The sequence below is a fragment of the Dyadobacter luticola genome, from assembly GCF_005860805.1.
GTDB lineage: Bacteria > Bacteroidota > Bacteroidia > Cytophagales > Spirosomataceae > Dyadobacter > Dyadobacter luticola.
Genome location: NZ_VCEJ01000005.1, coordinates 578,532 through 604,376 on the forward strand (window position 1 = coordinate 578,532; position 25,845 = coordinate 604,376).

Annotated in this window: 22 protein-coding genes; 2 read left to right on the plus strand and 20 right to left on the minus strand. The window is 45.6% G+C overall.

From position 1 onward, the window contains the following. Positions 1 to 18: 18 nt before the first annotated feature. From nagA to FEN17_RS21650, 18 genes are all read right to left on the minus strand, one after another. On the minus strand, positions 19 to 1,137 hold the full coding sequence (nagA, locus tag FEN17_RS21565) for an N-acetylglucosamine-6-phosphate deacetylase (protein WP_138367456.1): 1,119 nt from the start codon (positions 1,135 to 1,137) through the stop codon (positions 19 to 21). Between the two features lie 59 nt (positions 1,138 to 1,196). After that, positions 1,197 to 1,760, minus strand: coding sequence for a pentapeptide repeat-containing protein (locus tag FEN17_RS21570; RefSeq protein ID WP_138367457.1), 564 nt, complete (start codon positions 1,758 to 1,760; stop codon positions 1,197 to 1,199). Between the two features lie 20 nt (positions 1,761 to 1,780). Continuing rightward, complete coding sequence (gene trxA, locus FEN17_RS21575) at positions 1,781 to 2,077, minus strand: thioredoxin (protein WP_138367458.1); 297 nt, start codon at positions 2,075 to 2,077, stop codon at positions 1,781 to 1,783. Between the two features lie 76 nt (positions 2,078 to 2,153). Further along, positions 2,154 to 3,203 carry an acyltransferase family protein gene (locus tag FEN17_RS21580; RefSeq protein WP_138367459.1) on the minus strand — a complete coding sequence of 350 codons (1,050 nt, stop codon included), beginning with the start codon at positions 3,201 to 3,203 and terminating at the stop codon, positions 2,154 to 2,156. 62 nt (positions 3,204 to 3,265) lie between these two features. Continuing rightward, entirely contained in the window at positions 3,266 to 4,510 is a 1,245-nt protein-coding gene (locus FEN17_RS21585) for a hypothetical protein (RefSeq protein ID WP_229208937.1), read from the minus strand. A gap of 83 nt (positions 4,511 to 4,593) precedes the next feature. After that, positions 4,594 to 5,472 carry a glycosyltransferase family 2 protein gene (locus tag FEN17_RS21590; RefSeq protein ID WP_138367461.1) on the minus strand — a complete coding sequence of 293 codons (879 nt, stop codon included), beginning with the start codon at positions 5,470 to 5,472 and terminating at the stop codon, positions 4,594 to 4,596. Between the two features lie 26 nt (positions 5,473 to 5,498). Next, positions 5,499 to 6,452 (minus strand): hypothetical protein, encoded by a 954-nt coding sequence (locus FEN17_RS21595; RefSeq protein WP_138367462.1) that lies wholly within the window; start codon positions 6,450 to 6,452, stop codon positions 5,499 to 5,501. A 6-nt stretch (positions 6,453 to 6,458) separates the two neighbouring features. Next, the gene (locus tag FEN17_RS21600; protein WP_138367463.1) at positions 6,459 to 7,214 is read right to left on the minus strand and encodes a DUF5672 family protein; all 756 of its coding nucleotides are present in this window, start codon (positions 7,212 to 7,214) and stop codon (positions 6,459 to 6,461) included. Continuing rightward, positions 7,214 to 8,197 (minus strand): glycosyltransferase family protein, encoded by a 984-nt coding sequence (locus FEN17_RS21605; protein WP_138367464.1) that lies wholly within the window; start codon positions 8,195 to 8,197, stop codon positions 7,214 to 7,216. Before FEN17_RS21605 ends, FEN17_RS21600 begins: the two co-directional genes overlap by 1 nt. Then, on the minus strand, positions 8,194 to 9,417 hold the full coding sequence (locus tag FEN17_RS21610) for a glycosyltransferase family 4 protein (protein ID WP_138367465.1): 1,224 nt from the start codon (positions 9,415 to 9,417) through the stop codon (positions 8,194 to 8,196). Before FEN17_RS21610 ends, FEN17_RS21605 begins: the two co-directional genes overlap by 4 nt. Before the next feature lie 52 nt (positions 9,418 to 9,469). Then, the gene (locus tag FEN17_RS21615; RefSeq protein WP_138367466.1) at positions 9,470 to 10,126 is read right to left on the minus strand and encodes an acetyltransferase; all 657 of its coding nucleotides are present in this window, start codon (positions 10,124 to 10,126) and stop codon (positions 9,470 to 9,472) included. 2 nt (positions 10,127 to 10,128) lie between these two features. Further along, positions 10,129 to 10,827 (minus strand): WbqC family protein, encoded by a 699-nt coding sequence (locus FEN17_RS21620; RefSeq protein ID WP_138367467.1) that lies wholly within the window; start codon positions 10,825 to 10,827, stop codon positions 10,129 to 10,131. Between the two features lie 6 nt (positions 10,828 to 10,833). After that, on the minus strand, positions 10,834 to 12,882 hold the full coding sequence (locus FEN17_RS21625) for an ArnT family glycosyltransferase (RefSeq protein ID WP_138367468.1): 2,049 nt from the start codon (positions 12,880 to 12,882) through the stop codon (positions 10,834 to 10,836). Between the two features lie 9 nt (positions 12,883 to 12,891). Then, entirely contained in the window at positions 12,892 to 13,968 is a 1,077-nt protein-coding gene (locus FEN17_RS21630; RefSeq protein WP_138367469.1) for a DegT/DnrJ/EryC1/StrS family aminotransferase, read from the minus strand. Continuing rightward, complete coding sequence (locus FEN17_RS21635; RefSeq protein ID WP_138367470.1) at positions 13,961 to 15,223, minus strand: ABC transporter ATP-binding protein; 1,263 nt, start codon at positions 15,221 to 15,223, stop codon at positions 13,961 to 13,963. The genes FEN17_RS21630 and FEN17_RS21635 overlap by 8 nt, the downstream gene beginning before the upstream one ends. Before the next feature lie 9 nt (positions 15,224 to 15,232). Beyond that, positions 15,233 to 16,069 (minus strand): ABC transporter permease, encoded by an 837-nt coding sequence (locus tag FEN17_RS21640; RefSeq protein WP_138367471.1) that lies wholly within the window; start codon positions 16,067 to 16,069, stop codon positions 15,233 to 15,235. Between the two features lies 1 nt (position 16,070). Beyond that, complete coding sequence (locus FEN17_RS21645; protein ID WP_138367472.1) at positions 16,071 to 17,156, minus strand: hypothetical protein; 1,086 nt, start codon at positions 17,154 to 17,156, stop codon at positions 16,071 to 16,073. Then, the gene (locus FEN17_RS21650) at positions 17,156 to 19,678 is read right to left on the minus strand and encodes an SLBB domain-containing protein (RefSeq protein WP_138367473.1); all 2,523 of its coding nucleotides are present in this window, start codon (positions 19,676 to 19,678) and stop codon (positions 17,156 to 17,158) included. The genes FEN17_RS21645 and FEN17_RS21650 overlap by 1 nt, the downstream gene beginning before the upstream one ends. Positions 19,679 to 19,950: 272 nt before the next feature. Here FEN17_RS21650 and FEN17_RS21655 point away from each other — a divergent pair, with 272 nt between their 5' ends. After that, positions 19,951 to 21,822 carry a DNA topoisomerase IV subunit B gene (locus tag FEN17_RS21655; RefSeq protein ID WP_138367474.1) on the plus strand — a complete coding sequence of 624 codons (1,872 nt, stop codon included), beginning with the start codon at positions 19,951 to 19,953 and terminating at the stop codon, positions 21,820 to 21,822. Between the two features lie 53 nt (positions 21,823 to 21,875). Beyond that, the gene (gene pheA, locus FEN17_RS21660) at positions 21,876 to 22,952 is read left to right on the plus strand and encodes a prephenate dehydratase (protein ID WP_138367475.1); all 1,077 of its coding nucleotides are present in this window, start codon (positions 21,876 to 21,878) and stop codon (positions 22,950 to 22,952) included. Positions 22,953 to 23,003: 51 nt separating this feature from the next. Here pheA and FEN17_RS21665 read toward each other — a convergent pair whose 3' ends face one another. Together FEN17_RS21665 and FEN17_RS21670 are read right to left on the minus strand one after the other, a co-directional pair. Further along, positions 23,004 to 25,151 (minus strand): hypothetical protein, encoded by a 2,148-nt coding sequence (locus tag FEN17_RS21665; RefSeq protein WP_229208938.1) that lies wholly within the window; start codon positions 25,149 to 25,151, stop codon positions 23,004 to 23,006. Between the two features lie 31 nt (positions 25,152 to 25,182). Beyond that, positions 25,183 to 25,845, minus strand: a complete 663-nt coding sequence (locus tag FEN17_RS21670; RefSeq protein WP_138367477.1) for a hypothetical protein — start codon at positions 25,843 to 25,845, stop codon at positions 25,183 to 25,185.

Consider the following 25,845-nt stretch of genomic DNA (forward strand, 5'->3'; position numbering starts at 1 on the left):
TTTTTTGTTGCCGTTGGCTTAAGCCAACGGTAAAGGAAGAAGATTGAAAGATTTTAGATTGTCATCAAAAGTGGTGAAAGTAGCGGGGTATCCGATTTCGATGCGGCCGATTTGCTTGTCCAGATTTAATGCTGTCACTGGTCGGATGGTAGCCATTTCAATAGCTTCCTGCAAGGGAATTCCTACAACTTGGACCGCATTGCGGACTGCGTCGCCGAGTGAAATGGTTGCTCCCGCGAGGTTTCCGTCCGAGTTGGTGTAGCGTCCGTCTTTTAATGTGGCGTCGAATTCTCCCCATTTAAATTCGGTTACTTTTTGTCCCAAAAACAAGGCGTCGGAAATCAGGAAAAGCTTGTCTTTCTTGATCTTATATGCTACGCTGGCTGCTGCAAAATCGCAATGTACGCCGTCGATGATGATTGGCGCGTAGACATTGGGCGAGTCAAATGTAGCGCCGACCAGGCCTGGCTGGCGGTGGCCGAATGCTGACATGGCATTGTATAAATGGGTGACCAGGTTGATTCCTTGTGAAAAAGCCTTTGCCGCTTCGTCATAAGTCGCATTGGAATGTCCGGCCGAGACGGTGATACCGGAGTCGAGCAGCATTTGGATCTGATCTTCGGTAAACATTTCCGGCGCGATCGTGATGAGTTTGATCACGTCTTTGCCATACCGGATGATTTCTTCCAGCTCCGAATTCGTTGGTTTTCGAACAAAAGCAGTTAAATGTGCGCCGCGTTTGATCGGGTTCAGAAACGGACCTTCGAGGTGCATGCCGGGTACACCGGCTTTGGGATTTTTGGCAATGTAATTTTTGGTTGCCTCGATGCCTTTCAGAATGTTTTCGTGTGGCGAGGTGATCAGGGTAGGAAGTACGTAAGCCGTGCCGGTGTTGACGCTGGCCTGGTAAATGTCGTCGATGGCTTCTTCGTCAGCTCTTTCTGTGAAATAATATTTTTCGCCACCATTGATATGGGCATCAAAAAAACCGGGTGCGAGGTTGGCAACTTTCGTCGTGCCTGCATCCGGTTCCGCGTATTCCATGCCGGCGATTTTCCCGTCCAGGATTTGAATCCGTTGATTTTTAAGAACTTCCTTTCCTGTGTAAACCCTTTCGGCAAACAATTGAACTGACATATAACAAGTGCGATTTTGACCCGCACCAAGAAACGAAAAATGCGCAGCGGTTCAAAATGCTATTTGATAATAATGTCAAATTTCGTGAGCAGACCGGCGAGGTCAGAAGAAAGGAATTTGGCTTTTCGAATGTTGTTGGCAGTCGGGTCGATCGTGAAATTTTTGCTGGTCGAAAAGTCGACGCCAGCCAGATTTGTATTTTCAAAAACCGCGTCCCAAAAGTCGCAGTTGTGAAGCTTGCATTTGGAAAGATCTGCATTATTGAAGTCCGCGCCGTGAATTTTGCAGTTGCTGAATATGGATTTATTGAGCTTCTTTTTCTCAAAGATCGCATAATCCAGAATGCAGTTTTCAAATCTGGCGGCAAAGGCAAAATCTTTGCTTTCTGTAAAATTGATACCGGTCAGCTTGCAATTCAGGAATGTAATGTCTGAGAATTTGGTATTCTTGACGGACGCATTGCTGAGGTTACAATCTTCAAAAATACAATCGATCAGATCAATACCCGACAAATTGCCGAAAGTGCATTGCACAAAACTCACTTGCTCGAAATACGTTTCAGGCAAATTTTCTGCGCTGAAATCTTTATTTCTGATTACTTCCGAATTCCCTGTTTTGAACATGCCTTACCTGGCGACTGGATTTAAATAAATTGCTGGATCACCGATTTCAGCTGCTCGGCTTGCACCACGCCGGATTGCCGCCACATGGTTTTTCCCTGCTTAAAAACGATCAGCGTCGGCACACCCTGAATGCGGTAAGCACTGGCAGCTGACTGGTTTTTATCAACATCTACTTTAATGATCGTCGCGGTGTCGCCCAGGTCTGCTTTCACCTTTTCGAGGATCGGCGCCATCATTTTACAAGGGCCGCACCATTCTGCCGAAAAATCTACCAAAACCGGTTTGTCACTATTAATCAATTCTGAGAACGTAGCCATAATTTTTGAATAGTTATGTGAATATAGAACTGCTCTCGGGTAAAGATCGTGCCAATAATTCACAAAAAACTAAACATTACCCCCACTTGGAGCGCAGGAATTTCCCGAACCTTTTCTCGATGAATTCGTAGGTGAAATGGGAGTAGCAGATGGTCAATGTGATAGAGGAAACCAGCGAAATAGCGATCATCCACTCGGTAGGCGGGGATTTGAGCAGACGAAAAAGGATCACATTTACGAAAATAAGGACAATCGCGTGGTTGAGGTAAATGGAGTAGGAGATGCGTCCGAGATATTGAAACGGTGCGCTGGAAAGCATTTTTGAAACAAAACCCGTAGAGCTGGCGAAAATCGTGATACCGATGGCGAAAAGCGGCGGGAAAATCAGTTTCCACAAATTCAGCTCCCAATGATGTACCGCATACATGGCCAGTACGAGCGTCAGCAAAAACGGAATTTCGAAGGAAGAAAGTTGAAATGTTCTTTTGCTTAAAAATAAATGGGTAAGTATGCCTAGGCAGAAACAAAGCAGCCCACGCACAAAACCGTAGTCGTAAGCAAGCAGGTATTCGCCCCTTGATACAATGAAAAACCCTGAAATGATCATGATCACAACAAATGTCAAGTATTTCATTTTGGGCAAAAGCAAGATCACCAATCCGAAAACTACATAGGATACCATTTCGGCGGAAATGGACCACGACGGATAATTGTTGGCGACCCAGGCACCGAAAACGGGCGTGGAGCCCATGAAAGTGATGGTGTCGAAGGTTGTGAGAAGGTAATATTCCATCCCGAGGCTGCCGACGTTTTTCATCGGACTTTGTTCGCCGAGGAGGTTGGCGATTACGAAGACGATTTCGGTAAAAAATAAAAGCGGGTAGAGCCGGATGAAACGTTTTTTAAGGAAAGTCAGAAAATCGCCTGTGCTATTGATCCGGTTCACATAGTTTAACGCAATCACAAAGCCACTTAAAACAAAGAAAAAATCAACAAAAAGGCTGGAATTAATAACGAAGAAATTGTTGTAAAGCGGCGAGCTTTTAAAAGCATTATGATGGTGCGCAATGACCAGCACTGAAAAAATTCCCCTTAACCCATCCAGTTGTTCTACTCGGTCTTTCATGCGTTTGGTGGCAACCAGGCTGCATTTTTTAGCCAATGCAAGGGTCGCCGGAATGGGCGGGATTAAGTAGTTACTGGTTTGAGGGATCGTACGACGGGACTTGGTTTGTAGCTATCCAGGTATCGTATCCCCAAAAAGCGGATCATGACGCAGTAAGGAAACCAGAATGCAATGTCGTAAGGTCGGCCGCCGGTAGCGAGCAGTACCATCATGGAAAGGAAAAAGAAGGCCAGAAAGCTGGCAAGCGGGTTGGTATTTCTACGTACTTCCCGGATCGAGAAAACGAGCAGGAAAAAGTTGAAACCGGCAAAAAACAGAAACCCGAAAACTCCGTGGCTTACCCAGGCTTCCAGTAAAGGCACGTCGAGGTAGTCGCTTTTGTAGCCGCGACCCAGGAAAACATCCCAGGAAAATAGCGTCTCCATAAACTCTCCAAAACCACTCACACGCCCCATCGCCGAGTAATCGACGTCAGCAGTATCGGACAATTTTACACCCGTGGAGGTAAAGACAACGTCCATAATCCTCGCCTCGAAAACATCCCAGTAGTTGAGCAGCAAGCCCCAGATATCGCCATATCTCGACAGGAAATAATTGATAGCGACAAGCACGATAATGATAAAGATCATATTTCTGAACTTGAAAGCATTACTTACTGCGGATGCCAGATCGGAAAATTTGAACCGGAAAATAAAATAGGCCGTCGCTGCAATGCCAAGACCCAGGTAACTGGATTTGGCAAGGGAAATTACCACAACCCCCAGACCGAAAAGAATTGAGAAAAAGAGGAAGAGCCTTGTAAAAAGACCTTTTGTGGTACCCAGCATCATAATAGCTGATAAAAGGCACATGACACCATTTCGTGCGGTAATGTGTGGGTTTCCCCCGGGCTGCGCACCTTCATTGGCAAAGCTCACCGCCGCCCGCATACCCGGCTGCCAGTTGGGGTCGGTAAGAAGCGAGTATACCAGTGTGATATTTGTAAAAAATGAAAAAAGGAAAAATACCATGATGAGGGTATCTTTCACATCATTCGGGACGTGCATCAGGAGAATGATAAAGCCGAATGTGAACACGTAGTTTCCAATATCCGCCACTGACTTTCCGGCGGCGTTCATGAAAAAGAAATAATATAATGTAAGCAGCAGAAAGCCTAATCCGAGGTTGAACAGGATCACATTAGGCATGTAAAGTCGCTTGAAAAGGTGCAGCGGCAGCATCAAAACCAGTGCAAGCGCAAAGAAAATGGCGGTAAAAACACTGTTTGCCGGCCCTACGCCCAATGTATCCCGAATAAAAAATATCATCGGGAATCCGTTGAACATCATTGCGATGCCGAGGGAATACCGGAGATAATTAAAATTTGTGACTACATTAAGTAAGCTCCAATTCATCTGGAAAGTCTGAAACTGATGTATTTAAGATCCAACCGCAGGACGAAATAGGCGATTTTCCGGATCCGGCACCAAAGATACTTCATTTTGTCAACTGCGGGGGAACTGTTCGGGGAAATGTACAATTTTTGCACCCTCGCATGCTCTTCGCTGCCCACCGAAGCGATCGTAGAAGACTTGGCATCGGCATGTACACGAAGCGCACCGGCCAGGCCGTCTATTTTTTTGGTCGTGACATTCTTGTGGGAAGTGAATCTTGTGATAAACTCGTAATCGAATGCAAACCGGAATGTATCGTCAAATGCGCCATACTGCTGCACGAGCGCACGTTTGAAAAACAAAGATTGGTTATGGATCTGCATGCCTTCCAATATCTGGCAGTCGAAGCTGTATGAAGTTGTTTTCAGGATTTCGGTCACTTCATCGTCAGTCGTGATCATGTACAAATCGCCGTACAGAATGTCTGCGGGCGTTTTGACGGCTGCCTCTCCAAAACGCAGGAATGTTCCCGGAAAATATACATCATCCGAATTTTGGAAGGTAATGTACTCTCCGGTCGCCCGCTCCAAACCCTTATTGATGGCATGCACCTGCCCGCGGTCTTTCTCAGAAACCCACCAGGCAAGATACTTTTCATACTTTTTGATCACCGCCACACTTTCATCGGTGGAGCCGCCATCGATCACCATGTATTCCAGATTCGGATAACCCTGGTTCAGGACGCTGATAATCGTTCTTTCGAGGTAAGCTGCCTGGTTGTAAGAGGGCGTGATGACCGTCAGTTTGGGATATTTGGAAGCGGTCGGAGAAGGATTGACATTTAATCCTGACAAGAAGGTGCGTAGCTCCCGGGTGTTTTTTTCAAGAAAGTGCATAGAATCGTAGTTCCGTTGAGTAATGTTTAAAACTGATCTATGAATTCGGTAAGCGACTTCAATTTTCCAGCAAGATTATTTCTTAAAATCCTGTTCTTCTTTATGTTAACCGCTTTTCCAAAGTTTGGTACATGTAAATCAGAGAGGGTTACGTGATTCTTTTTCAAAGACTCTCTGTATTGTTTGAACAAACCTTGAAATGCCTGGTTCTGCGAAAGCAACCCGGCATGATTTGACCAGACGGGATCAAAATAATCGAGTCCGGCAAAATCGACGGAAATCAATTTTTCATTTCCTGCTTTAAAACCTGCTGATTCAGATTTTAGTGGAACATTTAAAACCGAATGTAAGCCGTAATGCCAGCCGGAATTTCTGATAATGCTTGTTTCCGGGAGCCAGATTGGCAGGTAGTTAAGCCAGAGCTGGTCCAGGTTCATACCTTCGCAAAGATCGAATTTGGCGCGATCAACCGTTCTCTCGGCCCACCATTTCAGGACATTTATCGTCTTTTCACTTACTTTCAAAATCCAGCTGCCTGCGTGAAACATGCCGACATTCAGAATTCTTTTATCGTCGAGTAAATGTGACGGCGCGAGCGGCGAGGTAATGTTTGGTGTCAGGAAAAGATCTGATTTTGAATTCATTATCGAATCAAAATTGTCAAACAAAACTACCGTCGGCGCCAGGAATGTAATGTACTGGCTGTTGGTATGTTTTTGAAGTAGCGCCAGCGCAAACCACGGTCTACAAGCCGCCAGGAGTTCAAAACTGTTATAATCACTCTTCATTTGTGTCCAGTGCGGGATACCTGCGTCACTGATTTGCAGCACTTTAATGTTGACAGGTAATGTTGGCAGGGAAATCGGATCGACCCAGCAGAGATAAAAGACAGCCTCAGGCTGATATTTGGAAACGGATTCTGCCAGGGTAAGTGCGTGGGCCAGGTTTGTCCTGTTACAAACGGTGTAGATGATCTTCATGTGTGCTTATTCTGCTTCGGGCAATGTTTTGAAATAGGACAAAGATTGGATATTCGCCCGCGAAATGCCCGTGATAGCAAAAGGCAGATTTTTAGATTGGTCCAAGTTGTGAGCATTCTGCGCGAAATATTGACGGACTATGGCCGTCGGTTTTCGCAGGTTTGGCCAAAACCGGTTCGCTTCCAGGTCCCAGAACACGGCATCGGCTTTCGGCAAATTTCCGTGACGGTACTGATGTGCTTCCTTTCTTTTGTTTTTCAACGTTTTGGTCATCTGTTCAATCCGGCAAAGGTAAAGACCATTATCGGTATAGCCTTGCCCGATCAGTCGTTTTTCTTCCTCTTTCAGGCCGCCAAGCCTGGCAAAGGGATTTTCGCCCACATTCCGGGAACCGCCAAAAAAGGGATCGGCGCGCAGGTAATCGTAGCCCTGCTTGCACCAGTAATGCAGCTCATCGCGAATTATCCAGCTATTGAGCTCGTGGATGAGCAGAAATTCACTCCAATTAAAATGCTCGTAAAAATCTTCCAGCAAAAAAAGCTGCGAAAGCGTATCCCGGGATTCGAAGTATTTTTTTGGAAAATAAATGACATCGATATCCTCATTATGTTCCCGCACGATCGACAAATCCGCGCCTTCGAAAGTGACAAAGATCAAAGGATACTTTTCGAGGGTTTCCAGACAATGATGCAAAAGCTTCTCCTCGGTAGGATTGATTTGCGGGTCGAGGATCGGGATCAGGACGGATACGAGTTCTTTCATCAGGTCGTTTCGAGCAGGTCAATCACGTAATTGATCGGCTTTTTCAGCATTTTTCTGACCCGCTGGTAGCGACGAACTGTGGGCGGCTTAATGTAGGAGCAAGGGTATTTCCGGTAGTAAGCATTGCCATTTGAAATGAGGCTGTTCCGGTATAATGCAAATAATGCAGTCAGGTCAGGACGGTTTTTCAGCTCAAAACGATCCTGGTATTTGGATAAAATATCCGGCTTGGCAGGATCGTAACCACTGTAATGAAAGAAAATCAGCGGATTATTTTCATTGACGAAATGCGTATGGTTGTCTTCTGAAAATGTTCTTTCGTGCAAATTCCAGTAAGCTGCATTATACCCCGGATTTCTTTCAATGTGCGTGTTTTCCACAAACAGCGGCAGGAAGTTCATCCAGTTTTGGTCGACAAAAAGTCCGTTGCAAAGATCTATCAGACATTCAAACCGCAGCTTTTCTTCCCACCAGCTCACAAATTTCAGGATTTCTTCACTTCGCGCGAGCGCCACAAAACCTAGGTTATAAACCCCCGTATTTAAATGATGCAACTCATTGGGCGTCAGCCGGTCATTGATTGGCGTGTTGATGTGCGGGGTAACTACGGCTTTATGTTTTTTGAGAGAACCAAGAAGCTCTGTAAGTGGCTGGAAAACAATGATATCGGGATCAAAATAGATCACATTGTCAGCCTCGGGATAATGTTTGAAAAAATAGATGAAATAGAAAGGCTTGACAGCGGTGTTGAGCTCGGTAATGTTGTACCGGTCAGCCATTTCCTGAAAATCCCTGATTTCGATTTTATCAATTTCAATCATCGGGAAATCGTGCGCATACGACGGCTCGAATGTTACACCTTGCAGGGAATCGACCAGGCCTATGAAAAAAAGTACATCAGGATTCGTGGATTTGAGTGAATCTCCTAATGTTCTGGCTTGCGCTAAGTAATTGATTGAGCAGATAGTAAAGGCAATGGTCATTGATTGTGTTTTTCCGAAACACGCAAAGGTAAGTACTTTTGAATGATGGCTTCGATACTTCCCACGCTTTTCTCGGTATTGTGCCTTTCCAAAACCTTCCTTCGTCCCTGTTGTCCCAAAGTTTCTCTCAACGACTGATCGAGTACGAGCTGAATAATGGCATCCGAAGCGGCCGAAATATCCATATAAGGTACCACAAAGCCGGCGTCAGATTCGATCAGCTCGGGCGCGCCGCCGGCATCTTCAAAACATACCACCGGAATTGCGAGCAAGGCGGCTTCCAGCACCACCAGCGGGTAAGGATCTTCTCGGGAGCTCAAAAGCAGCACGTCGAAGCGGTTAATGTAATCGAGTGCAAATGGGGTAGGAGGCACAAGTATGATCTTGTCGCTCAGGCCCATAAGGCGGATATCGCTTTCGATCAGCTCATAAATTTCATGCTGCGGACCGGCGCCGACCCATACAAAATAAACGGGAAGCGGCTGGGTTTTATGGATCACCCGCTTGGCAATCCAGTTGAAAATATCATTTCCCTTGCGCCACTCGGCATTCCCGCAGCCGCCGATCACGATTGCATCCTCTGGGATTTTATAGGTTTTTTCAAGAATATTCCTTTGAATGTGCCGTAGCTGCTGATCAATGTGTTCATGATCGATCAGGGTAAATGTGCTGACATGCTTTTCAGGAAAATCGTATTTTTTGACGTAATAATTAGCTACTGCATGAGAAACCGCGATCAGGTGATCTGTTTTCTTTAAAAGAAAATTCAGATGTTTTTCATGCGAATAAATCTTCACCGACATCGCCAGCTCGTGCACAAAAAGTACCAGGGGCAAATGGTGCAGGAATTTCAGAAAATCGTGATAAACACCTGAATTGGCGATGGAATTGACGAAAACCAAACCAATGTTCTGTTGCTCCAACTCGGAAACGATCCGGTCATTTACACGCTGAACATTCCTTTCTTCGAAGATTTTATGGAGGTTTACTTTTTTAAGGACCTTGCCGGTAAATGGCGTGGGCGCCACTTTGTTGCTTTGATAGAGCCGGGTAATGGTAATCACTTTTTCGAACTCACTTTCCAGCTCACCGCCGCTGCAAAGCAGCAGGTGCATCGGAACGCCGCGTTCTTTGAGCAGTCTCAGCAGCTGCAATAGCAACAGCTGGCTGCCGGCGCGGTTCGCATCATGACTCACAAATAATATTTTCTTCGGCTCCATTAACCTTGTGATTGCTATCTAAACCTTAAAATTCCCGCCCGCGATCAGTTTGTCAATAAGCTTCGTGACTCAGTTTTCCAGGCACTTTCTTGGCCGGGTTCCCAATGTAAATCCCCCATTCTTCGGTTTCTTTCGTGATAGCCGACGCCATCCCGACCAATGTACCCTGCGCGATGGTCGTATAATCGCGGATGGTACTATTTACACCAAAAAATGAATAAGATTCCACTACACAATGTCCGGAAAGTACCACGTGGGAAGTGAAAAAAACGTGGTCTTTGATCTGCCCGTGATGCCCGATATGGTTTCCGCTCCACAGCACCACATTGTTTCCGATGGTCGTGAAGGGCTGAATGGTATTGTCTTCCAGGATAAAGCAATTGTCGCCGATGGTATTACCGAAGAGCGTCGCTTTGGAACTGATATAGGAAATAAACTGGTAACCTTTTGCCTTGGCCTGATTGTAGATCGCTTCTCTGTTCCGGTTCATATTCCGGCCCGTCATTGGTGCAAAAAAGGAATATTGGGACGGGGGGAACAGATTTTCAACATCTTCAAAAGCAACAACCGGAAGGCCTTTAAAAGACTCGTTCTCAATGTACTGGCGATTGATAGTGAATGCTGCTATCTCATGATCAGAGTCATGCGTCAGGTAATAATGTGCTAATTCTGCGGTATCAAGTACTCCAAAAATAATGATCTTCGCCATTCTCAGATAAGTTCGTAAGCCAGTAACTGTTTCCTGATTTCTTCCGGACTGTTGAACATCAGGATATCTATAACTGACAACCAAGGTACGAAAGCATTTTTGAATTGAGGGTAGGGGCTCTGCACACTTTTGATGAAGTCCAGCTTCACGCCCTCGCTTTCAAATTTGCTTTTATCATACAATTCCACTCCTCCTACCGGATTAATGTATTGGCTGGCATTTTCCTGTTTACAGATATCCAGAATGCGTTCTGGTCCTTTCAGGTGTTTGTTATTATAAATCGTCGAGGAGGGGATGATTTCGGTCTTAATTTCCATCGCTGCACACACTTTTTGCATGGCATAATGGCAGAGCTCGTTGATTGTTTGAGCGTCTAAATTTACAATTTCTTCAATCAGAACAAAAGTCTTTTGAAAATAGGGCGCTTTCTGATACGATTGCTGGACGGTTTTTAACAACTTTTTCTGCCAGGGATCGTTTCTGGCCAGCTCTACTTCATAGATCAGCTTGTTCTGGCTAGCGTCTTTTAATGGAATTGTAAATAAATGGGCACTACCGGATACCAGTATGTTATTTCTATTGATCCAGCCCTTATTGATAAAATTCACATCGTCGTAGATAATGAACTTGTCAACCGCATTAATCAACTGGAAATAGCCTATATACGGAAAAATATAGGGTTGCATAATGGCGATCGTCATAGGGTGCTATTTAAGTTTTCGGAGATAATAATCCTGGCCTTTTACGTCAAGATTGGTCATAGTGGTGTCGGAACCCAGGCGGATATCCGTCGGTAAAGCTTTGATTTTGCTGGTATCGTTGATCACACTTTTGGCATAAAAAAGATAGTCAGCATCCTTGGGGATCGGTTGCAGGCCTTTTTCAAAAGGGTTTATGGTAATGAGTTTTCTCGTCAAATGTGATCCATACAAAGGATATTCAAAATCATCATTAATGGTAGCCAGCGCCACGGTCGCATTTTGCGGCACGATAGAGTCAAATGCTTCGTAAGGTTTTGTAATATCCGGCCGGGCAAATGTTTGCAGCTGGATACGGTCTTCTGTTAGTGCTGATTTGTAGCCGTAAGCCGGGAAAGGCAGGCAGCGGATGTTGAGATAAACCGCCATGACTGCTGAAATACAGGCAAGTCCGACCACCATCATAATGTACCCTTTCCAAATGTTACGACGCGGTTTGATAATCGAAAGCCGGTGGTGTGAAAAAAGCAGTAGCAGAAAAAGTACACCGAACAACCCGGTTTCTATAAAATACCGTCCCTTGAAAGGATCGTAAGGCGCTGAATAGGAAAGCGCTGCAAAATGCAGGCAAAATGCCAGTGCCAGAAACCAATGTACCCGCGATCGGAACACCCGGATAAAAACCAGGAGAATCAGCGGCAGGATAAGCGCAAAACCAAATACGCCCCAGTACGGGTTCGCATTATAATTATTAAACCGCCGCTGCATAGAAAAGGGCAGGATCGAAAAATCGGTTTCTTCGTCCAGGCGCATGTGCAATTTATCTTCCAAAACCGCGAGCGGCTTGCGGATCGTGGTATTTAAATCATAACCCCACTGTGCATTCCGGATCCCGTCGAGATTGAAAAAATCGTAAGCATAGCGCACAACATTCCGGCTGCCTTGTTCGAATAAATTGGAAAGCGGCCCAGCCCGCTCGATAGACTGATGTTTCAGTGCAGTCGGTGGGCCGATGGGGTGCTTGAAAACCATGATGTTTTTCACATATCCGGTCGGGAAAGTGTAAATCAGCATGGCAATGACGATAGCGGAACCCAATCTCAGCACACGGTAAAAGAATGTTTTAAAATTCGGCGCCAGAAAAACGGTATAAATCATCACCACAAATACCGACGGCATCAGCAGGAAGAATGTCACTTTATGCCCGAATGCGAGCGCGAAGGCCATTCCTGCCAGATACAGATATTTGTTGAGCCGGGTTGTGTAGTAAGTAAAAAGGAAATAGAGCAGGCAGCTGAGGTAAGCGGTCAGCACAATATCAGTTTCAGTGGTTACCGCCTGCATCAGGAAATCCAAGAACAAAGCGTAAGCCAAAGCGCAAAAGAAGCTGGCCGACAAATTTCTGCCGATCCGCTGCGCGATCCCAAAAACAGAAACCAGCGTGAGGTAGTAGGAAACGTGGTGAATCAGTTTAAACGCATTTTCAAACTTCCCGCTGATCAGGTAAGTGTAGATGTGGATGGTTGTCGGACTCTTCGGGTAGGTGTCCATGTTCCAGTTGGTACCACCGAAATGCGCCATCGTACCCCGCTGGATGTAGCGAACTGCGCGATTTAAATGTCCCGTCATACTATCCCATTCATTTGGAACAGTAAAAAGTACCAGGATCAAATTCGTCACTGCGATTACTCCCAGCGTACCGAACATGAAAATGAAAATCGTTTTGAGATAGGGCGAAAGCTCCCGCGTCCAGGCTTTAAATGTCGAAATCCGGTTAGAAAAAACCTGCCGGACCGAATACTTTTGATTTGGCCCGAGTAAAAAAGGCCAGAAAAAGAAATGAATTGTCAGCGAAAGGTACGTGCTGATGATCCAGGCAAAAGTATTGGCCGTAAGATCCAGCGCCGAAAGAACAAAACCGGTAGGAATGATGCTGCCGGTGAAAAGCAGAAAACTGGTGATAATCCATTCTGCCAGCGATGGTTGTGCGATCTTTTTTGCAACAATGCCAATGCCATATAAAAAAAGCAAAAAGGAAAGCCAATAAAGAAGGACCATTATACCAGGTTATAGATGACCATTGATGATGCCCGAAATCCGCTCGATATCAGAATCAGGCAGACCGACATACAATGGCAAACTTAACACTCTTAACGCGATATCTTCCGAAACCGGACACGCAATTTGTTTGGGCATGAAAGAAAGGGTGTTCAGCGACGGGTAGAAATACCTGCGCGGAATGATGTCTTCGGCACGCAACGCATCCATCACTTTAAACATCACTGCTTCGGACGGGAAAACAACCGGATAGTAAGCGTAGTTGTATTCAATGTGCTCACTAAGAAGGGGTTTATATAAAATATCCCAGTTTAAAAGCCGGTCATATTCTTCAAAAACATGCTTTCTGGCCTGGATAATTTCGGGTACGTGCGGCAAGTTTGCCAGACCCATTGCGGCGTGGAATTCGGAATTTTTTCCGTTGATACCTGCCAGCTCATACAACTCGTCACCTTTGTGGCCGAATGCGCGCAGCAGATCCAGTTTACGATCCAGCTCGGGGTGATTGGAAATCAATGCGCCACCCTCGATCGTGTGAAATACCTTGGTGGCGTGAAAGCTGCAAGTACTTAAATCGCCAAAAGAAAGCAGCGATTTTCCTTTATACGTTACTCCGAAAGCATGCGCGGCGTCATAAATGACTTTCAGATTATGCTTTTTAGCAACGATTTCAATCGCTTCCACATCGCAGGGATTTCCGTAGACGTGTGTAGCGAGTATGGCCGTAGTAGCAGGCGTGATGGCCGCTTCAATCAGCTCGGGATTGATATTGAAGGTTTTAGCATCAATGTCTACAAAAATGGGCGTGCAGTTTTCCCACAAAATAGCATTGGTAGTAGCGCAATAGGAAAAAGGTGTTGTAATAACTTCACCGGTGATTTCCAATGCTTTGATGGCGATTTGAAGAACAATAGTGCCGTTTCCACAAAAATAGAAATGCTCAACGCCCAGGTATTTCTTTAATTCAGCTTCGAGTTGTTTCAGAACAGGACCATTGTTGGTAACGTAATTACGATCCCAAATTTCCCGGACGTATTTCAGATATTCTTCCTGATCTGGTAAAAAGGTTTTAGTGACGTTAATCATTCACTACGTGTTCAGTTTGGCGAATGGAAAAATTAAGTTGAGGGCGAATATATCCGGGCCATTTGCCATACCAGGTAACATTTTCACGATAATCCTCTACATCAAATACAAGCGCCTCTTCCATATTATACAATACGGTGCTGGTATCCTTGACAATCATCATCGATACCACATAAGAGCCGTCATTGAGGAAATTTCCGGGAATCTCGCAGGTTCCGCTCACAATTCCTTTTGCAAAAGGCTCGGACTGTGTACCCACATTGAAAATACATTCACCCGTGAAAGTATACAGGTGCATGCTCAGATTCAGATTTGCACCTTCCACCAGGTTCCAGAATTCAAACTGGAAGTTGATCGGCGTGCGGACATCAATGTGGTTGAGGTCGTCCTGATATTCCGGGAAAAGCTTAAATCTTTTTACCCTTACCTGATCATTTCCAGGCGCGCTGTCGATGGTATCCCAATGCTTGTCGAGCATCTTGTGGGAAACTTTGCTGAGGTAATTGGTAACAATATGTGTAGTTTCTCCCTGATCGATCAGGCGGCCTTTTTCGAAATAGAAAGATTTGTTGCAGAGTGCCTGGATAGCAGTCAGGTTGTGGCTTACAAATAACAATGTTCTCCCGCTTTCCGAAACATCCCGCATCTTACCCAAACATTTCTTCTGAAATTCGGTATCTCCCACTGCCAAAACTTCGTCTACAATCAGGATTTCAGGATTCAAGTGCGCTGCGATGGCAAAGCCAAGCCGCACATACATCCCTGATGAATAACGTTTTACAGGCGTATCGAGGAATTTCTCAACCCCTGCAAAATCAACAATTGCGTCAAAGGATTGTTTGATTTCATTTTTGGACATGCCCAAAATGGCACCATTCAAAAAGATATTTTCGCGGCCTGTCAGCTCCGGGTGAAAGCCGGTACCTACTTCCAGCAAGCTGGCAATACGTCCGTCTATTTTGATCTGGCCGGTGGTCGGCTCAGTGATCCGGCTGAGAATTTTGAGTAAAGTCGATTTTCCCGCACCATTGTGACCTACTATTCCTATACGATCACCCTGGTCGATGCTGAAATTAACGTCTTTTAAAGCCCAGAACTCCTCTTTTTCAGCAAATCCGGAATCATTTTTTCTTGAAAACCAATTGTCCAAGGTGTCCGTAACAATGTCACGAAGACTTGACGAACCACCTCTTTTCTGGTGATCAATGATATATTTCTTGCCAATATCCTCAGCTACAATAACCGGTACGCCCATGTAATTTTTTCAGAGATAGTCCACAAAGGTATTTTCCTTTCTTCGAAAATAAATCAAAGAGAGGATCAGGATTGCGAAAGATGTAATAGCCGTCGAGTACAAACTTTGTGGATTGAAGTATGAATTTTCTCCCAGCAGGCACCACCGGAATCCGGAAATGATACCTACTAAAGGATTAAGATTATAGTATTTTTCGTACCAGGTACCTTTCACAAGCGAGGCGCTATATCCGACCGGACAAGCATACATGCCGACTTGTATCAGAAACGGGATCAGCTGACCAATGTCACGAAACTTCACATTCAATACAGCAAAAAACAGGCCGAAGCCCATAGAAGTAATAAATGTAAGTAAAATGAAGAAAGGAAGGTAAATAATTTGCCAGCTTATTTGATAATCAAAAAATGGCGTCATCAGCATGAAAATGGCGAAGCTGATGAGAAAATCTACGAAACCAACTGCCACTGCGCTGAGTGGCATTAAAAGACGTGGGAAATATACTTTTGAAACCATGTTGGAATTGATCAGCACACTGCTGCTGATTTGTCCAAAAGTATTCGAGAAAAATGTCCAGATAGTCAGACCGCTTAATACCATTAAGGGATATGGCACGTTCGGATCACCTTTCGTTTTGGCTACGTAGCTGAAAACAAATACCATCACTACCAGCGTCATCAGCGGGCGCAGAACGCTCCATGCTACGCCTAGCAATGTCTGCTTATATCTTACTGATATATCCCTCTTCGAAAGAATCCACAATAATTGGCGGTGCAGCCACAAATCCTTCCAATAATCCTTCTCAGATCCCCCCGCCTTAATTGTAGTTGTGTGTTGTGAACTGGCCATTTTATGCTTTTTCTACTTTCGGGACGGAGCTGAAAACAGCTCTGAAATATGTTAAAATCAAGGCGATCATTAATCCGGACAGCGCGCCGATCTTGGCATTACGCTTGTCTTCATGCTTCACATCCAAAGGTACCTTGATACCTTCGATTTCTGTAAATAACGGTGCTTCACGGACCAGTGACACACGCATTTTCTCTGCATTTGCCATCGCTTCATAATAAAGCTGCTGCAAAAATGAAGATTTTCTTTCCATACTGTGTGTCGAAACTTTTGCCTCGGGCAGCATGATCTGCTGGCTGTAATCCATTTGTCTCGCCAGCTTGTGCTCTTCGATACCCAAAACCGCCGCCAGTGAGTCAGCGCGGTGTTGGAGCACTTTCAATGTTTTTCTCGTTTTCTGCGTCTGGTTCTCCGTGTACATTTCTTCCACGGTAGTCAGCAATGTTGTAACCCAAAGTCCGGCCAATGTTTCATTTTCCATCTTCGTTGAAAGAGAAATGAAAGAAGACTTGCGGTCTAATGCTGCGATCTCGGTTGCCTCGGCAGTTCTTTTCACAAGCATGTTGAGCACAACCCTGGAATTCATATCCAGTTTCGCAATGTTATTATCTTTAAAATGGAAAGCCTGCAGGTCAGTCCGGTCGGCCCAATCCTCGGTCTTGATGCCGCTTGAATCAATGTAAAGATTGGCAAGCAGCATTTTTTGTCCCCGGACATCCACTTCCTTCATTAAATTTCTTTCAATCACCGGACGGGATTTAACAAAATAGAAGAAGTTCTCGCCGGTAAAAATGTTTGCATCCGGAGCAGATCCAAGTCCGAGTAATCCAGCCATTTCGCCTAGTCCAGAACCCTGACTGGCTCCACCGAGGTTAAATACCACATTGGCCTCATAAGTACTGGGCTTTTTGAGATAATAATCCATCGCATAGCCGATACCAAAACCGAGGATCGGCAGGAGTAAAAGAAGCTTCCAGTTTCTGAGTAACGCGTCTTTTACGACGATTACTTTTTCAACGACCTCTTTTGGCGAGAGTTCGTCTTCCGGAATTTGTCTTGGCTGGGGTTGTGTGATCGTTGCTGACATTATTTGAGAGAGCGGAAAGCCAATACTGTTACAATTAATCCCATTACGGAGCTCAGCAAGCCGGTTGCGGTTGAAATCGTTTGCTGCGTGTTCAAAGCCGGAGCGGCTCTCAGCGGTACGAAGATTTCAGATCCTGGCTCAACTTTCGGATACACGTTAAAGAACAGGAATCTTCTTGTTCTGTCCACATTTCCGTTAGGGTATTTGATATAAGAACTTTTTCTCAGCGATTGTGCTGTAAATCCGCCCGATTGCGAAATGTAATCCGAAAATGACATTCCTTTTCCATATTTCACAGAAGTCGGATACAATACGGAACCTGCAACCTGAACTGTTTCCAGGCGTTTTGGGATACGGATAATGTCACCTTCCTGCACGATCAGGTCTTCAAAAGAACCCGGGTTTTTGAGAATATTTTTAAGCTTAATACCGATTTTCTCCTCCTTCACATTCGGGCTATTAGGGATGATCGTTCCGGCTTTAATGCTTTTTTCGGTCATGGCAGCCTGCTCAAAATCAGTGGGTTCTTCCAGGTCTCTTACCAAAGTCCGGCGAAGCAGAGTAGCTCCTTCCGGGTAAGCCAGGTCAGTCAGGCCGCCAGCCCTTTTAATGATGTCGCTGATTTTATCGTTTTTGTTGACGATCGTGTAAGGTCCGTTTACCAGTACTTCACCTTCTACAAATACAGTTTGCTGCTCCACATAATTCGGCGACTTACGTACGATCACCTGGTCAAATGGATAAAGCGGGAAGCTTGATGCTTTGCTATTCAAAGAAAGGTCACGACTGACGTCAAATTTGAAAACTTCCGAAATTTGTGCATTTGCTGCACCCGCTATACTGTTTCTCTTGCGTCTTACAACTTCCACTTCATTGGTATAGGCTGACTCTTTCAAACCGCCCGCCTGTACGAGGACGTCTTCCAGTGTCATGTCCACAGTGTATGGAAACTTGCCTTCGTTCTCCGCAACCTTCGGATTATTTACTTCACCTTCAACACTGATATATGCTACTTCCGTCATTTCAAATCTGGAAGGAACAATGATCTGGTCAAGTCTTGTCAGGATAAGATCGGGAGCGGTGTTATTGATAATGTCGGTGTAGTTAATCGGGATGCTTTGGATCACAAGGTCGTCACGGGTTCTGAGTACGTTGATGCGCCCCACAAATGCATCCTCCCGAAGTCCTTCTGCGTTCTCAATCAATTTTTTGAGTGAGGGGCTATCATCCAGTGAATAGTTGCCCGGCCTCATCACAGCACCTTCAATAGTCACAATGTTCTCAAACCGATCAAGTATCGTTCCTACATCAATCGAGTCGCCGGTTGCAATCGGGAATGAATCGTAATTTGCTTCTGATACATCCAGCAATTTTCTTTCTCTGGAAGTAATGCGCTGGATTTTAACTCTTGCACGGTATGCTTTGTCCTGAAAACCTCCTGAATAACGCAGGACGTCGCTCAGCTTCTCGTCGGGTGTAAGCTCGTAAATACCAGGACGTTTAACCATACCAGTTACCTCCGCCCGCTTCAAATAATAGCCCACTACAATGTTGTCATTGTCCTGAACGCGGATATCACCATCAATTTTACCATTGACGAGATAATCATAAATATCGATGTGTGTCACCACCTTTCCTGCACGGATCACACGTACATCCCGGAAAGATCCAATTTCATTCGGTCCGCCCGCCTGATACAGTGCGTTGAATGCAGAGGAAAGCGAAGACATGGTATACGTTCCGGGGTTGATTACCTCGCCCGTCACAAAAACTTTCACGGAACGCACGTCTCCCAATGTTACCATCAGCTTTGTACGTGCAGTTTCACCGCCGCCTCCCAAAAGGCCCGGCACGAACTTGGAAAACTTGTCAATTAATATTTTACGGATTTCTTCAATCGTCCGGCCGGCTACTTTTACTGGCCCGAGACGGGGAATGATAATGTTCCCGTCTTTATTGACGACGCCCTCGTAAGTACTTTCTGCGTAGTTGTAAATGAAAATATTCAACTCATCCCCAGGGCCTACAATGTAATTGGTAGGAGTAGAGATCTGCAAATCCGGGATCGGATCAAGGTTTTTGTTCGCGAAAAGTGAATAACCGTAAATCCGCTGGCGCAAAGCCTCTTTTTGTTGTTCTTCGGGCGTAAGTGCAGCTCCCTGGTCCCCGTTAACCTTGCTTGGATCCTTTGAATTATCTGCTTTTTGTGCCTGCTGATCGGCAACTGTCGCTTTACCTTTCTCTGCGGATGGCTGGTTGCCCTGCTGCTGCGTATTGCCAGACTGCGCGTTGCCCTGTTGCTGCGTGCCGGTGTTTCCTGTTGTGTTTCCCTGTGTGTTACCGGTGGTAGTGGTCCCTCTCGGAGCGTTTGTCGGGATAGATCCCTGGCTGCCTGTTGAAGCGGGTGCTTGTATAGTTGGGCCTGTGGGAGATACCTGTGCTAAAACTGGTAGGCTAATGAGAAAACTGAGAAAATAGAGGTATACGGATTTATAACTTTTAGCCAATTTGAGTCTGTTCATAAGAAGAATTATTGTACTATTGAAATGCTTTCAATTCATTAAAACTATGTGTAAGACTAGTATTTTTGAATTTTGGACCAGAGCATGTTTAGCATTTGAATGTGTATATCAGGGCAAAGTAAATTAGAATTTTCCTATTTTTAAACAATTTCTAGTAATCGGCCCATAGATAGGTGCAGCGCAAAGTTATAACAGCGTAACGACAAAAATTTAAAATTATTAAAATACAATATTCAAAATCAACAATCTCTCCTAAAAGAATAGTTATAAATATGGAAAACACAAACGTTCAATACGATGAGGATAGTATCAGGTCTTTGGATTGGAAAGAACACATCCGTCTGCGACCTGGCATGTACATCGGAAAATTGGGCGACGGATCGGCAGTAGATGATGGGATATACGTTCTGGTAAAGGAAATTGTAGACAATTCGATTGACGAACACATGATGGGAAATGGCAAGACCATAGAGATCAAAATCACAGAGCATAAAGTGGAAGTGCGGGATTATGGCCGGGGAATTCCGCTCGGTAAGGTGGTCGATTGTGTTTCAAAAATCAATACCGGTGGGAAATATGACTCGGGCGCATTCCAAAAATCGGTGGGATTAAATGGTGTCGGAACGAAGGCGGTGAATGCGCTTTCACAATATTTCAAAGTACAATCTTTCCGGGAAGGCAGGACCAAGAATGCAGAATTCACGCAGGGATCGCTTCTGAACGAGTCGAAAGAAGAGTCTACTAATCAGCGGAATGGGACGCACATTGCTTTCGAGCCGGACGCCGCGATCTTTAAAAACTTCAAATATATCCCGCAATATCTGGACAACATGATCTGGAATTATTGTTACCTGAATGCGGGATTGACCATTAATTTCAACGGAGAAAAGTACATTTCTCAAAATGGTTTGCTCGACCTGCTTCGCAGCAAATCGGATCCTGAGACATTGCGGTATCCGATCATCCATTTGAAAGGCGAAGACCTTGAATTTGCGATGACGCACGGCAATCAGTACGGCGAGGAATATTACTCGTTTGTAAATGGTCAGTATACTACGCAGGGCGGTACGCATCTCGCGGCTTTCCGGGAAGCAGTTGTGAAGGCGGTGCGGGAACATTTTAATAAAGATTATGCGCCGGAAGACATCCGTTCTTCCATTATCGCGGCCGTGGCGATACGTATTCAGGAGCCCGTTTTTGAATCTCAAACAAAAACCAAACTCGGGTCTAATACCATTACGCCAGATCCTAACAGCCCGACAGTCAGGACATTCGTGAATGATTTTGTTAAAGAAAGACTGGACAATTATCTGCACATGCATCCTGAATCGCGGGATGCTTTGAAGAAAAGGATCGAGCAATCGGAGCGGGAGCGGAAGGAATTGGCGGGGATTAAAAAACTGGCAAACGACCGTGCAAAAAAGGCGAATTTGCACAACAGAAAACTGCGGGATTGTCGGCTGCATTTGACCGACCTTAAAAACGATTTGCGCTACGAATCCACCTTATTTATTACCGAGGGAGATTCCGCCAGCGGATCGATCACCAAGTCGCGCAACATTCAAACGCAGGCGGTGTTTAGTTTGAGAGGGAAGCCTTTGAACTGCTTCGGCTTAACCAAGAAAATCGTTTACGAAAACGAAGAATTCAACCTCCTTCAACATGCGCTGGATATTGAAAATGGTGTCGAAAATCTGCGATTTAACCGGATTGTCATCGCCACCGATGCCGATGTGGATGGTATGCACATTCGCCTGCTGCTGCTGACATTCTTCCTGCAATTTTTCCCTGATCTGGTAAGAAACGGGCATTTGTTTGTTTTGGAAACACCTTTGTTCAGGGTGAGAAATAAAAAGGAAACTATTTACTGCTACACTGAGGAAGAAAAGCAGGCGGCTATCGCCAAGCTGGGCAGCAAGCCGGAGATTACACGGTTCAAAGGATTGGGCGAGATTTCTCCGGAAGAATTCGGACGGTTTATTGGTGAGGATATGCACGTCGAGCCGGTTATTTTGCAGAAAGAAACCTCGATCCAAAAATTGCTAAGCTACTTTATGGGTAAAAATACGCCTGAAAGACAGCGCTTTATCATTGATAATTTGAAAATCGAGAAGAATGTGGAAGAGCTTGCGCTGGCAGTTTAGAAAACAGATATTTGAATGAAAAAATAACAAAATATAATACTTAGCACCTCTCTGTGGATTTACATCATTTAAGAAATCGGATAGATACGCTCGACGATCAGTTACTGAATATTTTGAACGAGCGGATGGAGCTCGTGAAAGAAGTGGGTGAACTGAAACGTTCGTCGCAATCCATTATTTACCGGCCCGAGCGCGAAAAACAGATTCTAGACCGGCTCGAAAAACGGAATACCGGTCTGCTGACACGCCAGGCTATCGACGCTATTTTCTTTGAAATTTTTGCCGTTTCCCGCAATCTCGAACTGCCGGAACGTATCTCCTACCTCGGTCCGGAGGGAAGTTTCACGCACCAGGCGGCCGAAAGTCGCTTTGGCGGTATGAGTGAATATCTCATGCTGCCGACCATTCATTCGGTCTTTGAAAGTGTGGAGACCGGCCGCGCGAAATTCGGCGTGGTACCGATTGAGAATAACCAGGAAGGTATCGTGATCGAAACCGTCGATTTTTTGCGGGAGAAAAACCTTTCTATCGTCGCTGAGGTACTTTTGCAGGTGCATTTCACCTTCGCTTCGCAGGCAGATACTTTAAGAAATATCAAGCGGATTTATTCCAAAGACATTGCATTTCGTCAGTGCGGGAAATTTTTGAGTGAATATCTGGAAGGTATGGGCATTGAGCTGATTCCTGTCGAATCCACTTCAAAAGCGGCAAAAATGGCTGCCGAAGAACCCGATGCAGCAGCGATCTGCTCCTCGATTTCCGCCCGTCTTTTCGGGGTACCGATTTTGTTTGATAACATTGAGGACAGCGACCAGAACCGAACGCGCTTTTTGATCTTGGCCAAAGATTTTGTCAACATTAAAAGCGATGACGATAAAACAACATTGATCGCCAATTTGCCCAATACCAACCGGCCAGGCGTGCTTTACGAGTTTTTAAAAGATTTCAACGACCGCGGCATCAACCTCACCAAAATCGAAAGCCGACCGCTGCGTGGCGAGGCAACATTCAGGGCGTGGTTCCTGGTGGAATTTCTCGGTCACCGCGACGATGCGCCTGTGCAGGAAATCCTGCATAAATACGGGACGCATTTGAAATGGCTTGGCAGCTATATCCGGATATCCCAATAATAAAAAAGATCGCGACACCCATCGCGATCTTTTTTGTATAGAAATACTAATTTATTTTTTCAGAATCCCGCGGTACAGCGACGGCCAGTTACCATACATTTCAATGCTGGTTTCCGTGCCGTCTGGCAATCGTACTTTCAGGGTTTTGCTCGCAGTAGGTGACTGGAATGTGTCGATTGCAAGTACGGCGATCTTTTTATCCTTCACAATCGCCGTCACAAATGGCAGCTTCTGATCAATCGCCAGCAGGGCCTGTTCTTTTTTTGGTTCGACCCAATTTCCATCCCGCTCAAATGTCAGGTCCACATTGGTACCGCCCACAATCACATCTTCTACCCGCTTCGCCATCCAGTTTCCCAACGCATAATATTCGGTAGGGAAATCCCAGTACCAGGGCGCGCCTTTTCCTTTGGCATTTCTGCCAACTTCACTTTCAGGCGTCTTATTATCAGCCGGATACCATTCATATCCCCAGCCCGGGCCATCTTTCGAAACGTGATAAGCATTCGGGTCACGGCTGGCCGCGCCGCCATCGTGCCATAAATAGAACCCGTCGAACAAAACCAGTGAAAACAGTGAAAAGCTGAGCGCCTGACTTGCGGGCATCATTTCCAGCTGGTTCATGATCAGCTCGCCTTTCGGATCGGTCAGGTTATAGCTCCACGGGTTGATTGGGTCCTTGTAGAGCGGCATGTACCGGTTCCAGCCGTAAAAGATGAACTTGTTGTTTTTCTGATAAGGTATCAACTTGTTGATCCGAAGGGAATGCAAGGCCGAGAGCAGCACAAAATTATTAGCCGAATTTCCCTTATCATCGATCGGGAACATCGGTTTCGGGTAAACATCGATAGGCGTGGTATTGAACGTATTTCTGAGACTTTCCCCGTTTGGCAACACGTCAAAATTAGAATTATTCGCTTTCGGCTCCTGGTAATCCTTCATGAGATCTTTCGGATTAGCGCCGCCCACCGTGTTAATGTGCGGATTGGTGTACGCCCCGCCTCCCCAATAATCCATGAGGTACATTTTCGGGTGATTTTTCTTGATCACATCCGAAAACCAGATCAACCTCTGCTTCACTTCTGCCGGATAATGCTGGTTCCAGAACTCAAAATCATAAGCATATACACCAAATCCCGGCGCACCGGCCATTCCCTCCACCTCAGGTTTGGAAAGTTTGCCAAACCAGTTTTCGTCTTTATCCGAAAAATAATTGGGCGTAGCGGTGTAATGCATTTTGGAAATCTGCTGATCGCCATCCACATTCGCCAGGTAACTAATCCCACGATTATAATAGTTGGAAGCAGGCACGTCGTCATTCATCCGGTACATCGCTACCAGCTTGCCAGAGATAGGCTGAAATTCCGGGATTTTGGTATCAAACTGCACATTCAAGGTGGGTGAAGGGGAAAACCACTCCGGAATATTGATCCTCGTCAAAGCTGAGCTGGACTTCGCGTGTTCCTTACCCGCTATCCAGATGTTCTGCTGGCGTACGGACCGGTTTTTAACATTATTCCACCAATCATTATAAGGCGCGTCAATCCACCGCGCAGTCACCGAGTACAAAAGTCCCGGCTTTACCTCGATGCCTTTTTCAATGTCCTTCACCACAATCCCGTCGATCATCACCACCTTGGTACGGCCGTCTTCATAGCTGGCAAAATCTTTCAGAAAAAATTTGCCGTCTTTCAAAACCGGTCGGATATCCAGAAAGTTATCCTTGCTGCCATATCGGATCCAGCTTTGCGGATCCGGGATTTCGTTTTTTCGGGCACCGTCAAAAGAAATCAGTGCCGTAGTTTCGCAGCCCTGCAAGCCCAGGCTGGTCACTTTAATGTTGGCTTCTCCATTTGCAAGGTCAACATTGGGGAGCGTGAGCCAGGTACCGTAGCGGTGCGGAATGTCTTTAAACTGCTGCGTCTTTCCGTTTTGCGAAATTTCAACATTATAAGGTGCGAGCCCGCCGGCATTGGAAGCCAGCTCAAACTGCATTTCGCGACCGATCTGCTTATAGCGCCGCACAACCAGGTCGCAGGCGGAAGAAGAGGAGTCGATAGTCTGCGCGACGGGCAGCGCGTTGATGATTTCGGGGTAGGAGCGGCCCTCTGAAGGACCAAACCGGTTCCAGACCCAAAGTCCAGAACCGGTCAGGAAAAGCAGGACCCCAGCGATCCAGATAAGCGTTGTTTTTGACAAAATTCTTTTTTTATGTACCACAATCTGATGTTTACCACCAGCGATAAAAGACGCCGATCGATCCGTTTACAGAAGAAACGCCTTTGTCAATGTAATCATATTTAAAGGCAGTTCCATCATACTTCACCCGGACATCCACGCCGAATGAACCGTCTTTTTTAAACAAAAACTTCGAGCCAAGCCCAATTCCGTATTTTGGGGCCGCTTTTTGACGCTGGTCGGACAGGCTTCCGTAATACAAAGTATAGTCGACAATACTCACCCCGCCGCTCACCTGCACATAAGGTTGGACCGTTGAATTTTTGCCAAGAAAATGATAATTACCAAAGATCTCGATCGGTACCTGGGATAATGTGCGGGTTTGCACGGCTGAAATGGTTTCATCCCCATTTGTATAGATTGCCCGCGGAATGCGCTCTTTGAAATACGTCGAGCCGATTTCCCCGCCTATCGAAATGGGAGAATTACGCAGCACCCATTCGAGGGAGACAGAAGCATTTTGAAATGATGACTTGCTGATGTAAGAATCTGAAAACGAGCCCAGTGGCGCGGCGCCCATAAACCTCACCGTAGCAAGGTAATGTGTGTAGCGTTCATAGGCAGAGGGCAGCGTGTAAAGTTTTGGCGCGTCCTGCGCGTAAGTTTTCAAAACACCTGCAAGACAAAGGGCTATGATAACGAGTGTTCTTTTCAT

What these genes read in the sequence shown, in the direction of transcription:
- nagA (WP_138367456.1), bottom strand. Translation starts at nt 1,137, where the DNA reads ATGTCAGTTCAATTGTTTGCCGAAAGGGTTTACACAGGAAAGGAAGTT.
- FEN17_RS21570 (WP_138367457.1), bottom strand. Translation starts at nt 1,760, where the DNA reads ATGTTCAAAACAGGGAATTCGGAAGTAATCAGAAATAAAGATTTCAGC.
- trxA (WP_138367458.1), bottom strand. Translation starts at nt 2,077, where the DNA reads ATGGCTACGTTCTCAGAATTGATTAATAGTGACAAACCGGTTTTGGTA.
- FEN17_RS21580 (WP_138367459.1), bottom strand. Translation starts at nt 3,203, where the DNA reads ATGAAAGACCGAGTAGAACAACTGGATGGGTTAAGGGGAATTTTTTCA.
- FEN17_RS21585 (WP_229208937.1), bottom strand. Translation starts at nt 4,510, where the DNA reads ATGATATTTTTTATTCGGGATACATTGGGCGTAGGGCCGGCAAACAGT.
- FEN17_RS21590 (WP_138367461.1), bottom strand. Translation starts at nt 5,472, where the DNA reads ATGCACTTTCTTGAAAAAAACACCCGGGAGCTACGCACCTTCTTGTCA.
- FEN17_RS21595 (WP_138367462.1), bottom strand. Translation starts at nt 6,452, where the DNA reads ATGAAGATCATCTACACCGTTTGTAACAGGACAAACCTGGCCCACGCA.
- FEN17_RS21600 (WP_138367463.1), bottom strand. Translation starts at nt 7,214, where the DNA reads ATGAAAGAACTCGTATCCGTCCTGATCCCGATCCTCGACCCGCAAATC.
- FEN17_RS21605 (WP_138367464.1), bottom strand. Translation starts at nt 8,197, where the DNA reads ATGACCATTGCCTTTACTATCTGCTCAATCAATTACTTAGCGCAAGCC.
- FEN17_RS21610 (WP_138367465.1), bottom strand. Translation starts at nt 9,417, where the DNA reads ATGGAGCCGAAGAAAATATTATTTGTGAGTCATGATGCGAACCGCGCC.
- FEN17_RS21615 (WP_138367466.1), bottom strand. Translation starts at nt 10,126, where the DNA reads ATGGCGAAGATCATTATTTTTGGAGTACTTGATACCGCAGAATTAGCA.
- FEN17_RS21620 (WP_138367467.1), bottom strand. Translation starts at nt 10,827, where the DNA reads ATGACGATCGCCATTATGCAACCCTATATTTTTCCGTATATAGGCTAT.
- FEN17_RS21625 (WP_138367468.1), bottom strand. Translation starts at nt 12,882, where the DNA reads ATGGTCCTTCTTTATTGGCTTTCCTTTTTGCTTTTTTTATATGGCATT.
- FEN17_RS21630 (WP_138367469.1), bottom strand. Translation starts at nt 13,968, where the DNA reads ATGATTAACGTCACTAAAACCTTTTTACCAGATCAGGAAGAATATCTG.
- FEN17_RS21635 (WP_138367470.1), bottom strand. Translation starts at nt 15,223, where the DNA reads ATGGGCGTACCGGTTATTGTAGCTGAGGATATTGGCAAGAAATATATC.
- FEN17_RS21640 (WP_138367471.1), bottom strand. Translation starts at nt 16,069, where the DNA reads ATGGCCAGTTCACAACACACAACTACAATTAAGGCGGGGGGATCTGAG.
- FEN17_RS21645 (WP_138367472.1), bottom strand. Translation starts at nt 17,156, where the DNA reads ATGTCAGCAACGATCACACAACCCCAGCCAAGACAAATTCCGGAAGAC.
- FEN17_RS21650 (WP_138367473.1), bottom strand. Translation starts at nt 19,678, where the DNA reads ATGAACAGACTCAAATTGGCTAAAAGTTATAAATCCGTATACCTCTAT.
- FEN17_RS21655 (WP_138367474.1), top strand. Translation starts at nt 19,951, where the DNA reads ATGGAAAACACAAACGTTCAATACGATGAGGATAGTATCAGGTCTTTG.
- FEN17_RS21670 (WP_138367477.1), bottom strand. Translation starts at nt 25,845, where the DNA reads ATGAAAAGAACACTCGTTATCATAGCCCTTTGTCTTGCAGGTGTTTTG.